10 protein-coding genes are annotated in these 12,455 nt (G+C 43.9%); 6 read left to right on the top strand and 4 right to left on the bottom strand.

Features of this window, described 5'->3' with window-relative positions; genetic code table 11:
- The first annotated feature begins 69 nt into the window (after positions 1-69).
- From L1D55_RS02080 to L1D55_RS02070, 3 genes are read left to right on the top strand one after another with little or no spacing between them, the layout of a single operon-like run.
- The gene (locus tag L1D55_RS02080; protein ID WP_239916438.1) at positions 70-780 is read left to right on the top strand and encodes a response regulator transcription factor; all 711 of its coding nucleotides are present in this window, start codon (positions 70-72) and stop codon (positions 778-780) included.
- A complete protein-coding gene (locus L1D55_RS02075; protein ID WP_239916372.1) occupies positions 777-2,030 on the top strand; it encodes a HAMP domain-containing sensor histidine kinase in 1,254 nt (417 codons plus the stop codon). The genes L1D55_RS02080 and L1D55_RS02075 overlap by 4 nt, the downstream gene beginning before the upstream one ends.
- Positions 2,030-2,650, top strand: coding sequence for a class I SAM-dependent methyltransferase (locus tag L1D55_RS02070; protein ID WP_239916437.1), 621 nt, complete (start codon positions 2,030-2,032; stop codon positions 2,648-2,650). Before L1D55_RS02075 ends, L1D55_RS02070 begins: the two co-directional genes overlap by 1 nt.
- An 80-nt stretch (positions 2,651-2,730) precedes the next feature.
- On the opposite strand, the gene L1D55_RS02065 is transcribed toward L1D55_RS02070, so the two are convergent.
- Complete coding sequence (locus L1D55_RS02065; protein ID WP_239916371.1) at positions 2,731-3,933, bottom strand: DUF3541 domain-containing protein; 1,203 nt, start codon at positions 3,931-3,933, stop codon at positions 2,731-2,733.
- Positions 3,934-4,219: 286 nt separating this feature from the next.
- On the opposite strand from L1D55_RS02065, the gene L1D55_RS02060 reads away from it, so the two are divergent.
- Complete coding sequence (locus L1D55_RS02060) at positions 4,220-5,587, top strand: diguanylate cyclase (protein WP_239916370.1); 1,368 nt, start codon at positions 4,220-4,222, stop codon at positions 5,585-5,587.
- Positions 5,588-5,737: 150 nt separating this feature from the next.
- Complete coding sequence (locus tag L1D55_RS02055) at positions 5,738-7,420, top strand: DEAD/DEAH box helicase (protein ID WP_239916369.1); 1,683 nt, start codon at positions 5,738-5,740, stop codon at positions 7,418-7,420.
- A gap of 603 nt (positions 7,421-8,023) precedes the next feature.
- Here the strand turns inward: L1D55_RS02055 and L1D55_RS02050 are convergent.
- Positions 8,024-9,556, bottom strand: coding sequence for a DUF3612 domain-containing protein (locus L1D55_RS02050; RefSeq protein ID WP_345772771.1), 1,533 nt, complete (start codon positions 9,554-9,556; stop codon positions 8,024-8,026).
- Positions 9,557-9,725: 169 nt separating this feature from the next.
- Between L1D55_RS02050 and L1D55_RS02045 the strand changes: the two genes are divergently transcribed.
- Entirely contained in the window at positions 9,726-10,325 is a 600-nt protein-coding gene (locus tag L1D55_RS02045; protein ID WP_239916368.1) for a hypothetical protein, read from the top strand.
- Between the two features lie 124 nt (positions 10,326-10,449).
- Here L1D55_RS02045 and L1D55_RS02040 read toward each other — a convergent pair whose 3' ends face one another.
- Positions 10,450-11,466, bottom strand: a complete 1,017-nt coding sequence (locus L1D55_RS02040; RefSeq protein ID WP_239916367.1) for a GGDEF domain-containing protein — start codon at positions 11,464-11,466, stop codon at positions 10,450-10,452.
- Positions 11,467-11,943: 477 nt separating this feature from the next.
- Complete coding sequence (locus L1D55_RS02035; RefSeq protein ID WP_004740083.1) at positions 11,944-12,156, bottom strand: cold-shock protein; 213 nt, start codon at positions 12,154-12,156, stop codon at positions 11,944-11,946.
- Positions 12,157-12,455: the final 299 nt, after the last annotated feature.

Here is a 12,455-nt window from a genome sequence, read left to right as displayed (position 1 = left end):
GTTCATTACCGATCAAGATACAAAGATCACCGCGAAGCTACACTACAACTAACAATAGAGGTCGTCATGATGGCAGAATCCGTCACTAATAAACTCACAGATAAGCTTCAATTGCTTTTGGTTGAAGACGACCTCGACTTGGCGACTGCTGTTATCGATTACCTCGATTTAGAAGACATCCAGTGTGATTATGCAGCCAATGGTTTAGCGGGCCTTAACCTAATAGAAACCAATCGTTACGACGCGGTGATCCTCGATCTGAACCTACCTAAGATGAACGGGTTGCAGGTTTGTGAAAACCTTAGAGCACAGGGGATCGACACACCAGTATTGATGCTGACTGCACGTGATACGTTAGATGATAAATTGACGGGTTTTTCAAAAGGGGCCGATGACTACTTGATCAAACCATTTGCGATGGAAGAGCTAATTGTTCGAGCGCAAGTACTGGCCAAGCGACGCAGTGGTCAGGTTAGCCGATTATCGGTGAGCGATCTGGAGATCGATCTTAAACAGCATCAAGCTTATCGCGCTAATTTACCTCTCAAGCTTTCCCCAACTGCGCTCAAAATATTAGAAGTTTTGATGCGTTCTAGCCCTAATCCCGTCTCAAGAGAGACGATAATTCAGGGCGTGTGGGGCGACGATCAACCCGACAGTAATAGCTTAAAAGTGCATATTTTCAATCTACGTAAACAAGTCGATGCTGAACAAGACAACAAATTACTTCATACCATTGCGGGTAAAGGGTTTGCGATTAAGGAGCAACCAGAAGGATGAAGATTAGACCAAGCTTAAGAATCTATGTTTTGCTGGCGATTTTGGTTACGGGCGTAACGACGATTCTGGTTCTATCGGCATTGAGTATAAATTACTTTATCTCAGGTATGGATGTCGCTATGCGTGGCTCTATGATTGCTCAAGCTCAGCAAGAGATTGTGAAACCGGGCAAGCCTATGACCAATCAAGAGTTTACGGTTGCAACGCAATGGAGCGATTTACCACAAGGTATTCAAACTCATATTGAGCAGAATAACGTTGAGTTAAATATCATCTCAAAAAAGGTTCTTGGTAAGTCAATCTTTGCACCGCCAAAAGAAGGTTACTTTGTCATGAAAGTGATGAAGGGAGCTGAAGTGCGTTACGTTTCTGCTGTGTTTGACCAAAAACAAGACCATTTCTTAGACGACAAAGCACTGCCTCACTTTGTGACAATTTTTCTGACGGCGTTAGCCGCGATTGTCCTCTTTTTCGCGATTTTAGTTTTGATATTACGTAAAGTAGCATCGCCTGTTGAACAGCTAAAGAATTGGGCCAAGTCGTTAGACAAAGATAACCTCAATGAACCCACTCCCGATTTTCACTTCAGTGAGTTGAACACTTTGGCTAACATCATTCGTGATAGCTTAAGCTCGGTTCAAAGCAGCTTAGAACGAGAACAGAAGTTCTTAGGTTACGCGAGTCATGAGTTACGCACGCCTATTGCAGTGACAAGAACCAACAGTGAACTGTTAGAGAAGTTGATTCAAAAAGGCAAGAGCCCAGAAAAGCAACTTGAAGTGATAGACCGAATCAAGCGTGCGGGCTTTACCATGACAGACCTGACTGAAACCTTATTGTGGCTGACACGACAGCAAGACAAAGATTTGCCGTTGGAAAACATACATATCGGCGACATGTTGCAACAGATAAACCATGACTTAACCTATCTATTAAATGGAAAAGATGTGGCAGTGAACCTTGAAAGCGACGACACACAGTGCCAATTGCCTGTCGGGCTAACTCGAATTGTATTGACTAACCTGACCCGTAATGCCTTTCAACACACAGGAAGCGGGACGGTGGACATCGTTCAAGTGGGCTTAAAAGTCACCATTGTTAATCACAATACCGACGGCGCGGAAGAAGACAATCATTTGGGCTTTGGTTTAGGGCTAGAGCTCACCGAGAAGTTGCTCGCGCAATACCAATGGCAATACCATAACCAAGAGTTGGCTAGTGGACGTGAAGTGTGGGTGGATTTCTCGTAATGCACTGGCGTGATCGTTTTAAGGTGTATTGGTATCACCGAAAGCAGACTAACCGTTCGAATGGTGATAAAGCGAAGTCTTTAGGTTGGACTAGCGAAGAGAGCCAATTATGTCGCTTTGAAGTGATTGCTCGCTCAGCCGATTTTGAGAAAAAAAGTGTTTTGGATTTAGGCTGTGGCTACGGAGAGTTGTTTGAACTGCTCGACAGTATCTATTGCATTCAATCGTACACGGGCGTTGATCAACACGCAGACTTCCTCAAAAAGGCTAAGCAAAGCTACACCGAGGCTCGTTGTCAGTTTTTATCGGGTGATATGAGTAAGATGAATCTCCGAGCACACGATGTGGTTATAGCAAGTGGCTCACTGAATTATATCTCTCGTGATTCAGACTACCTGACCAACATGATCACTCGTATGTTTGAATTGGCGAATCAAACGGTGATTTTTAATCTTCTCAATTCAAGCAAATACCCTTCGCGTAACACCTTAATGAGTTATCACCCTCAGGGCGTGTATCGCTTCTGTAAAACGTTGTGTGATGATGTCTCTCTGATAGAAGGCTACGCTGAAGGGGATTTCACGATAGTGATGAACAAAGTCTCCCCAGAACCTGTGTGATGGTGTGGTAAGAATTTAAAAAGCCGCAGGCCTAGGAAGGCATGCGGCTTTTGGGGTTCTAAACAACCTAGATATTGCTGCTAGTTCTTCAGCGGTTGGTTTTTTATGAGCCCGTAAGGGATATTAGTAAATACCTTAGGGTTACCTTCATAAGTCGGTGCTTCATTCACTTGTTGCCAATCGAGTAGCATGATTGCTAGCACATTGCGGTGTTCACCGTACTCAAGGTCAAAATCGCCAGTAATTGAAGGGATCATGCCTTGTTTCTCATCGATTGAAGCTTGAATCGCGAGTCGAGTTTTCTCTACAACGGGATCATATTCTAAACCTGCCAATAAGAAGGTTAATCCAACCTCAGCAATCACATCTTCTTTCGCTCGTAGTAGAATGGTATCGATGTTCTCTCTGAAGTAATCGTAGATCCATTGGTGTTCTTGCTCGCTTACTTGGTGTTGGTAGTATTCCGAGTCACCAAAGATCACATGTGTCATACCATAGATTTTATTACCGTATTGCTGACTTGAGAGCTTCTTGTCTTTGTCGTCTGGGTACGCTTTTTTGAAGGTATCAACGAACTCATCAACCACATCTTGCTCTCCCAACTGACGCAGCCAGTACACTTGATTTGCAAGTTGAGCGGCCCACGCTTTCACCATGTCTTCATTGGTTACGTAGCGAGAGAAGTCATAGCGACGAATGATTTCACGCAGTTTGGCATCGTTCTTGTGTTCCAAGCCGTATTCGTTCGCGCGCGCCATAGAACCCAGAAGGTCGACACCGAGGTACAGATACTCAGGCATGTGCTTAGTGATGTTGTAGCGTCGAACACTGCGTTCATCGTCGTCGCCGACATAAGAAGCCACGCGTTTCTCTGAGTATAGTACGATTTGTTCCATGGTGTGAACATCATTCGATAGGCGGCTGAGCTTGCTTGATACACGCGCTATATCACTCCACACCGCAGCAGAATATTTGTCGTCTAATGTTTGTCGATACATACGCAAACCATAGTGACCCTCTTTGAATGCTGGCAGGGTAAAGAGTTGGCTTTCGTAGGTGGTGCGAATCAAATCTGCGGATTGTTTGAAAGATTGTTCTTGAGAGTAGAGAGAATCAGCTTGTGATTGAACATTTGGTACGCTTGTTGCTTGTTTGTTCTCTTGTATGTTAACACGCTCTTGTACGTTAACAGTCTGTTGCTCGTCAGAAGTTGCTTGTACTTGAAACGCTGCTGCGACGGAGGCAGATAACAAAGTGCACAGAGTGAGAGATTTTAGCTTCATGTTTGTAAGGTACCAAGCTGATTAATTGTAAGTATAAAATAACACTGATGAATCCTTTAATGTAAGGTTTGGGTCAATACAATGTAAGCTTTAAAAGGTTCATTAAGGTTTTTTGATTTATTAATCAGTGTAGTTAACTCACAGTGAAGTGATGAATCGCTCAATAATGAAATGAGACCCAACGCAAAGTGTGGATTTTTAACTGCTTGTCGGCATACTGAAAGAATTAGCCAGAAATGAGCCGATTTAAGGCAGTAAACAGAACAAAAGTGTTAGAGGTTCGTGAATGCCAAGTGGTTCTAGCAAGCAATTGCCTGCCAAATTATTATCTTTGTTGTTTTTCCTAGTGGTAGTGAGTGCTATCGAGCTTTTTCACGCCAAGGAATTAACCTATCTTAAAAATGAATCCTATTCTGAGGCAAAAAAGCAGCTCTCGATTATTCGATCTCGCATAGAAGCGACGATCGTGTCGGACATGTATATCCTCAATAATTTCTCGACTCTGGTGACTATTAATCCTAATGGGGATCAGAAGGCGTGGGATCAGATCGCGCAGAACATTATCCGTGACGGCTTCCATATTCGCTTGATTGGTCTTGCTGAAAACGATGTACTTAATTTCGTTTATCCAATGGAAGGCAATGAACAGATCCTCGGGATTGATTACCGTGACTATCCAAGCCAATGGGAGTCGGTAGAAATCGCGCGCAACATCGGCAATACCTTTATCGCGGGACCATTTGACCTGTTTCAAGGTGGTCAAGCCTTGATAACGCGCACGCCTATCTTTAGAGATCCTCCCTTTAATCAAGACTATTGGGGCGTGTCGAGTGCAGTGATTGATCTCGATGCACTGCTGAAAGATGTGGGTATCGGCAAGATTGAGAAGAAATACGAATTGGCAATACGTGGAACCAACAGCGCCGGTAAAGAGGGCGATGTTTTCTATGGCAAGCCAAGTGTCTTCTCCAATGCGTTTACGACAGAGCAGGTGAACTTCCCTTATGGTGGCTGGTACCTTGCATTGTCGGGCAATGAACATGTGCTAATGGATGTGCCTTGGTACCGTGTTCATGGGGTGAGGTTAGTGGGTTACACCCTAATGCTGATTCTAGCAGTGGCTTACATCATGATTTACAGGCTCTATCGCATTTCGGATAGCCGTTCAATGCACGATGAGTTGACGATGCTACCTAATCGTCGTTACTTCATGTATAGCCTCAAGCAAGCGTTCAAAACGGTACAAAAGCAGAAAACCAAAACCTTTGCGGTGGTGAACATCGACCTAGATGCCTTTAAAGCCATCAATGATACCTATGGTCACGCCGCAGGTGACAAAGTCTTGATTGAGTGTGCTAAACGAATTAAGAGTATGCTACGTACCTCAGATATTGTCGCGAGGATGGGCGGGGATGAATTCCTCGTTTTGTTGCCACGCATTATCGATGAAGAACATGTGGCATCGATTACCAACAAACTGAAAGGCGCGATCTGCGAAACACCTGTGATTTATGAAACGCACTCTATCTATCTCAGAATCAGTGTGGGTTGGGTTGTTTATAACGACAGCTTCAACGATGTGGATGGCCTTTTAAAAGCCGCTGATGAAAAAATGTACGAGCAGAAGCGCCAGATAACCTCGACAGAATCTTAGTTGCGATTAGAATTTAGTTGCTGAATGTGGGGAAAAGCCTCAGAATACCGCGCTTTGCTCCGTATCAATCATCTGATCAGCAAAAGCTGTAGCAACGCCATTTTTACCGTGTTGCTCATACTAAATGTTATTCAACTGAGAAAATAATCTATGAGTTTTACCTCCCTTGGCCTTTCTGAACCGATCCTTAAAGCTATTGAAGCACAAGGTTACGATAAGCCATCACCAATCCAAGAGAAAGCCGTACCAGCTGTCCTAACGGGCAAAGATGTAATGGCCGCTGCTCAAACAGGTACAGGTAAAACTGCAGGCTTCACGCTACCTATTCTTGAAATCTTATCAAAAGGCACTCGCGTACGTCAGAATCAAGTTCGTGCACTTGTGTTAACTCCAACTCGTGAACTTGCTGCGCAGGTGAATGGCAGCGTAGTTAAGTACGGTATTAACTTACCTTTGACTTCTACCGTTGTGTTTGGTGGCGTGAAAATTAACCCTCAGATGCAAAAATTGCGTAAAGGTAGTGATGTGCTGGTGGCAACACCGGGTCGTCTACTTGACCTATATAATCAAAATGCAGTGCGTTTCGATCAACTAGAGATCCTAGTGCTAGACGAAGCGGACCGTATGCTAGACATGGGTTTCATCCGTGATATCCGTAAGATCTTGGCTTTCTTGCCTAAGAAACGTCAGAACCTACTGTTCTCTGCGACCTTCTCTGATGACATCCGTAGCTTGGCAAAAGGCTTGGTGAATAACCCAGTTGAGATCTCGGTGAGCCCAGCAAACTCTACGGCGAAAACCGTTGAGCAAAGCATCTACCCAGTAGATAAAAAGAAAAAGAGCGCAATGCTAGCGAAGCTAATCAAAGACAATGATTGGCGACAAGTGCTGGTATTCAGCAAAACAAAACACGGTGCTAACAAGCTTGCTCGTTTCCTTGAAGAGCAAGACATCACTGCTGCGCCGATTCACGGTAATAAGAGCCAAGGCGCACGTACTAAAGCCCTAGAGAACTTCAAAACGGGCAAGGTTCGAGTACTTGTAGCAACAGACATCGCAGCACGTGGTATCGATATTCCACAACTGCCTCAAGTGGTTAACTTCGACCTTCCTCATGTATCAGAAGACTATGTACACCGTATTGGTCGTACAGGCCGTGCAGGTGAAGTGGGTAAAGCTATCTCATTGGTTTGTGCCGATGAAGTGGGTGAACTGTTCGGTATTGAACGCCTGATTCAACAAGTGCTAGAGCGTCGTGAACTTGAAGGCTTCTCGCCAGTAAACAAGCTGCCAGAGTCTCGTTTGGATACACGTCCGATTAAGCCTAAGAAGCCGAAGAAAGCGAAACAACCACGTGAACATGCAGACGGTCAACGTTCTGGTGACAACGCTCGTGGTCACAAGCCAGCAGGCAAGAACAAGCGTCACGTATCGGGTACAGGTTCTGCGCCAAAGCGTAAGCCAACATCTGGTAAGAAACCTGCCGAAAATAATGCAGCAGCGGGCGAAGATAAGTCTGTAAGAAACAACGGCAGCAACTTCAAGCGCGGTAGTGCAGGTAATAAGCCTTCTGCGAACAAAGCAGGTAACCAAAATACTTTAAGCAAGCCAAGCAGTGCAGGTAAAGCAAACGGTTCTGGCAAGCCAAAAAGCTCAGGTCAGTCAAACAATACAGGCAAGCCAGCAGGTAAACCTAAGAAGTCGGGGTACGGTGGCAGCTATGGCCCAAGCAAGTCATCGAACAAGCCAGCAGGAAGCAAGCCTTCGACAAACAAGCCATCTCGAAGCCGCTCTAAGCCAGCTCCTCAGAAGTTATCTTTGCTGAGATACTGAACGAGAGTTGCTTTATAAAAAGGCGTCTCGTTGGCTAAGTTCTTTCTGTCATAGAAATCGAATAAACGCGAATATTGAATCTCAATGTTCGCGTTTTTTATGCCTGTTATTTTGCAATTTGAGAGTGTGGTAAGTGAGGGTAAAACTGTTGAATCTATTGATAAATTGGACTTTAGAGGAAGGGTAACGAATCTTTAATGATTTTTTAATAACAACATAATCACTAGCGTTTTTGTGGATTTTTGCAATTTGCAATTCCAGTTTGCAAAACAAACAAGAATTTACGGCTAATACGTGTCCAGATGCGTAGTAAATACGTGTTTTAAAAGTTGGCACGTATGCTGCATTAGTAATGGTGACCCTTCTTAAGCCGAGGGTCACCTAGCCAACTGACGTTGTTAGTGAACCTTTATTGTTCACACAAAATATATGACCAATCACCCTTTTGTGATTGGTTTTTTTTTGCCTGAATTTTAGGTTCTATTTGTTTAATTGCTTTTTACTAATGGCCGTTGCTTAATCAAGCCAATCAGGCAAAACAAAGCTAACCAGACAAAATAAGTAGAACACAATAATTGCTATCATGCTCGTACCTCAATTGCTTTAACACTCACCACATTTTGAGTAACAGCTTGGTTGGCGTGGGCATTCTCCGCCTCTGGAGCAGATAAGCCTCGCCTCTGTTTCGATCCCACGTTCAATCCAATTTATATTTAGAATCTTGGCTATTGTCGTGAGATCTTTCTTGATGTTACGCGGTATAGCTACAGAACCGCCATTGTTGACGCATGACGCCTTAAGCTGCTCTGCTATTTCTCTCGAATTACCGCCTTGAGCATCAATCGCAGGGTTGAGATCTATACCAGCACACAAAACGCGATTGTTACCCGCTGGATCCGTCATATTGATGGATTCACAGCAGTAGATTCTTGGCTCATCACCCACATTCAAAATGGAGATCTGAGCAGAGCTACCCGCTCTAGGTTCAGATAATCGACGGAACACAGCCCAATGTTGACATGGGTCAGCGACCGTTCTCATATTCCCCCAAGGCAGTGGAATCCCGTTCCCGCGGTATACCGCCTTGAGTTTCCCCGGACCATAAGCATCAAAGTAGTGCCAGTGAGGGTAGGGGGATACTACCGTCATTCGACGCATCGCAACAGAGGGGGAAACCCCTGCTCTTTTGTGAACGTCGATTTCGTATCCAGTACGATCGAGCAGTTGCCTGAACGGGACTTTCGGGCATAACAGCGCGCCTGCAAAGAAGCTGGATTCAAAATCACGCCATGCTTGAAGAATGTCTTGAGAGTTGAGCTGGGAAGAGCCTGATACTTGGTTGTCGTCCCATGTGTTGTTATTGCCGACCGACAACACACTCTTTAATCCTTCTTTGCTATGCAAAATGCAGTGGCCGATATAAACCGACAGGTCGTATTTCAGACGCGTAGGATACTCTTTAAGAATTTCGTTTAAGAAGATTGTACCCGGAGGCTCAAAAAACGAGGTCACTAACTGCTTGGCGTTGATGCCTAGCTCATCGACGACATCTTGCGGTGGGCGTGTCACCCAGCGGATATTGATTCCAAGCGTTCTCGCGATGTCTATGAGGTCTTCTACGCTGAGGTTGAGACGTTTTAGGCCAACTTCCTCAGCGGCACGCTCAAGGTCAGGGAAGTGGTTTTGATTGCTCTCTTGGTGTGCTCGAATTAATAGGTGTGCAAACTGGCGACCAGAGATGCCGGTTTGTGACAGCATCTCAGGTATCGCAATCTGCAGGATGTCGTTGGAGAAAAGAAAGCTAGGCTCGAGCGCCATACCGCTTATCCCGCCGCGATTCCCTTTATCTGGAGCTATGGCTTGTTGCTCTGATTCGTCGTCTAGAAACCACGTAGGATTCTTCTGAAAGACTTGCGCGATCACTTCCAGCATGTCGATGCTTGGCACCCGCTTTCCACGTTCAATCATTGAAAGGTAAGAAACGGAAGGCGCGTATTCTGGGTTGATTCTAATACAACGCGCAGACAGATCTTCCATCGTTAAATGGTTACGCTTCCTAAGGTTACGTATTTTCGTACCTAGGAAATGTGACTGACGAACTAAACTTTTTGACAAGGCCATATTTGTAAAATTCACATTGTAAAATTTTTGTTGTGAAATTGTATGTAAAAAACCGCTAATCTACAAACTAAGCAATTCACAAAATGACAAATAAATTAAACGTTAGTTTGGAATAATTGCTCTAGGGCACATTTTTGCGTTACAAATCGGTGGCTTTCACCGGACTGGTCAAGAGGGAAAGACTATGAATATGCTTACATTCGATAAAACAGAAATCCAAAAACAATCAAAGCCATTTATCGCTGAAGCTGTCTTTGCCGTGGAGACAATCAGCGCAAACCAGCAAACTGAAAAGCAAGTGAAAGCAAAGCAACTACTTGACCGTCTGTTCCCACTGGAGCATGGCTCACACCAAGATGTAACGAGCTACGTAGTCGATTACCGTCATATCATGGCCTACTTTAAAGATGGCCAACACAGCGGCCTGAAGCACCCTAAGCAGTTTGTGGCTTACATGGGTGAGAAGAGTGACCCAGACTCAATCTTGTTCCGCGATGGCAGCGGAAGCCACCTAGAAGTAATGTTTGGTTGTTATAAAGGGACAGGGTGCATTGAGCTAGTAGAGATTGATGATATCCAATTAGAGTCGTGCACGACCTTCGGTCAATCACCAATGGAAGCAACGAGCCCTTCATTACATCAAGAGACTATCGCAGCAATGCGCCACTGGATCAGCCTGGTAAAAGGTGACGAGAAAGGAAAACCAAAAGCGTGCAGTGAAGATAAAGAGTTCAGAGCTAAGAGTGGTGAAGACTACTGCCTGAATTACTGCTTCCAGATTTAATGGTGATTCTTAAGTAACAAACCAATTTATACAGCTAAAGAAAAAGCCCCAAAGATGATGTCTTTGGGGCTTTCTAGTTTCAATACGAGCCGACTAATGTGTCGAAAGGAGCATTGATTGCGTCTTACAAAGGCATTACTCGGTTACGACCCAGTGACTTCGCTTCGTAAAGTAGCCTATCAGCACGCTCGATCAGCGACTGTGCTGATTCACCCGGTTCAAGTTCGGCCACACCAAACGATGCGGTGATATTTCCAACTTGTTGTCCGCTGCGGCGATCTTTAATCGACAGCTTCTCGAGAGAGCGACGGTTGGTATCAGCAAGCTGACGAGCAATACGCACAGATTTGTTTGGCACAATGAGAGCGAACTCTTCGCCACCAAAGCGATAAGCAGAAATACCTTCACGGCAACTTAGCTTGAGTTTGCGAGCTATTCCTTTCAGAACCATGTCACCAAACAAGTGACCATAGGTGTCGTTGAAATTTTTAAAGTGGTCGATATCGAGAAGAATCAGACACAGAGATTGTTGCGCTTCACATAAGGTTTCTATATCACGGTCGAATGAACGGCGGTTATACAGTGTGGTAGTGCTATCAAAAAGCGCGTCTTTCTGAACTTCGACAAGTTGGCTTTTCAGTTTGGTGATTTCTGACGTAGCTGAGTTCAGTTGCGAGTTTAAAAACTGAGTCGAGTGACGAATATGACGAGACTCAGAAACTAGCTGACGAACCAGAGTCATCACTTCATCGATAGATAAGCTTTCGTTATCAACACGAGCCAAATCCTCGAAGCTTTTGCCGATCATGTCAGAGAAAGCAGAGGTATCGGTCAGTGTGTCGTTCATCGAGTTCGATACTTCAGAAACTAACAGTTCTAAATTCGCACGAAGGTCATTGATATTGGTTTCGGATTTGCTGGCAACGTAATTGTTGTAAAGCTGTTCACCAACGGCAGGAGGGCAGATACCGTAGTGTTCTAAAATACCATCCATGTCTTGAGTTAGCTGTGGGATAGCATTGTCGACATAGGTGTACCAAAGTGCGTAATTTGCCGGTGTGGTAGACACTCTGTTCTTCATCATAAGAGGCACCGCTTTTTTTAGATTTGCGGTGGATTTCTGAAATTCGTCTTTCTTCATTATTTTTACTGCAGGTACCAAACTAACTAAAGCCACTTGTCGACAAGGTTAGCGGATTTCGAAGGCCTTTGCTTTAAAAATTATATAATTAATGGATGAGGGTTGGATAAATTACTCATTTTTATTATGAATATCGATTGCGTATTCATAACTTATATCTAATGGATTGTTCTTTAACCATATTTTTGGTTATTCATTTTGGAACATAGGTGAGGTTTTAGATGAAAAGCTCAACTAAATTTCAGGGTTGTGGTGCATTGAAGCTTGGGGGGATGTTCTTAGCGTAGAATCTGTATGAACAATTGGGACTAGAACGTTATATGAGGCAACTTGATTCGCAAGAGGTGAAGAGAATGAAGCGTGTAACGAAAGAAAGGAAGAGGGGGAGTACTTATGAGCAGATATAAAAAGCTGAGCAGATATAAAAAAGCGCCGATAAAAATCAGCGCTTTAAAATTCTTTTTAGCTAAAAGCTAATTATTGAGCAACAACGTTTGCTGCTTGTAGGCCTTTTTGACCGTTTTCAACTTCGAAAGAAACCTTTTGGCCTTCTTTCAGAGTTTTGAAGCCTTCAGAAACGATAGCACGGAAGTGTACGAATACGTCAGCGCCGCCGTTGTCTTGAGAAATGAAGCCGAAACCTTTCTCTTCGTTAAACCATTTTACAGTGCCAGTATTTGTGTTAGACATAATTTGTCCCTTATTCATAAATTTTCTAAATTGTTGATTGCATTACTGCAATGCGCTGATAATTGAATTATTTAATATTGCTAAGAAATAAGGAAAAACTACTTACAAAAACGGGTAACGATTTTACATGTCAATTTTTTACTATTCATCTAACTTAAATAACTCCGGCTAACAGAGCGAGAGCATGTTAACACAGTCTTTTGAGATGTACACACATTGATTGCGAAATCTGTGCTTTTTTTGTCATACCGTGCGAATGTACAAAAAACACACTGAATTAGTGATAGTTTTGTCGCTCC

It is taken from the genome of Vibrio sp. Isolate22 (genome assembly GCF_022398115.1).
In the GTDB taxonomy this organism is placed as follows: Bacteria; Pseudomonadota; Gammaproteobacteria; order Enterobacterales; family Vibrionaceae; genus Vibrio.
This window is presented reverse-complemented; position numbering and strand designations above follow the sequence as displayed.

Coding starts and splice junctions, on each gene's coding strand:
- L1D55_RS02080 (WP_239916438.1), top strand. CDS start 70: ATGGCAGAATCCGTCACTAATAAACTCACAGATAAGCTTCAATTGCTT.
- L1D55_RS02065 (WP_239916371.1), bottom strand. CDS start 3,933: ATGAAGCTAAAATCTCTCACTCTGTGCACTTTGTTATCTGCCTCCGTC.
- L1D55_RS02045 (WP_239916368.1), top strand. CDS start 9,726: ATGAATATGCTTACATTCGATAAAACAGAAATCCAAAAACAATCAAAG.
- L1D55_RS02070 (WP_239916437.1), top strand. CDS start 2,030: ATGCACTGGCGTGATCGTTTTAAGGTGTATTGGTATCACCGAAAGCAG.
- L1D55_RS02035 (WP_004740083.1), bottom strand. CDS start 12,156: ATGTCTAACACAAATACTGGCACTGTAAAATGGTTTAACGAAGAGAAA.
- L1D55_RS02055 (WP_239916369.1), top strand. CDS start 5,738: ATGAGTTTTACCTCCCTTGGCCTTTCTGAACCGATCCTTAAAGCTATT.
- L1D55_RS02040 (WP_239916367.1), bottom strand. CDS start 11,466: ATGAAGAAAGACGAATTTCAGAAATCCACCGCAAATCTAAAAAAAGCG.
- L1D55_RS02060 (WP_239916370.1), top strand. CDS start 4,220: ATGCCAAGTGGTTCTAGCAAGCAATTGCCTGCCAAATTATTATCTTTG.
- L1D55_RS02075 (WP_239916372.1), top strand. CDS start 777: ATGAAGATTAGACCAAGCTTAAGAATCTATGTTTTGCTGGCGATTTTG.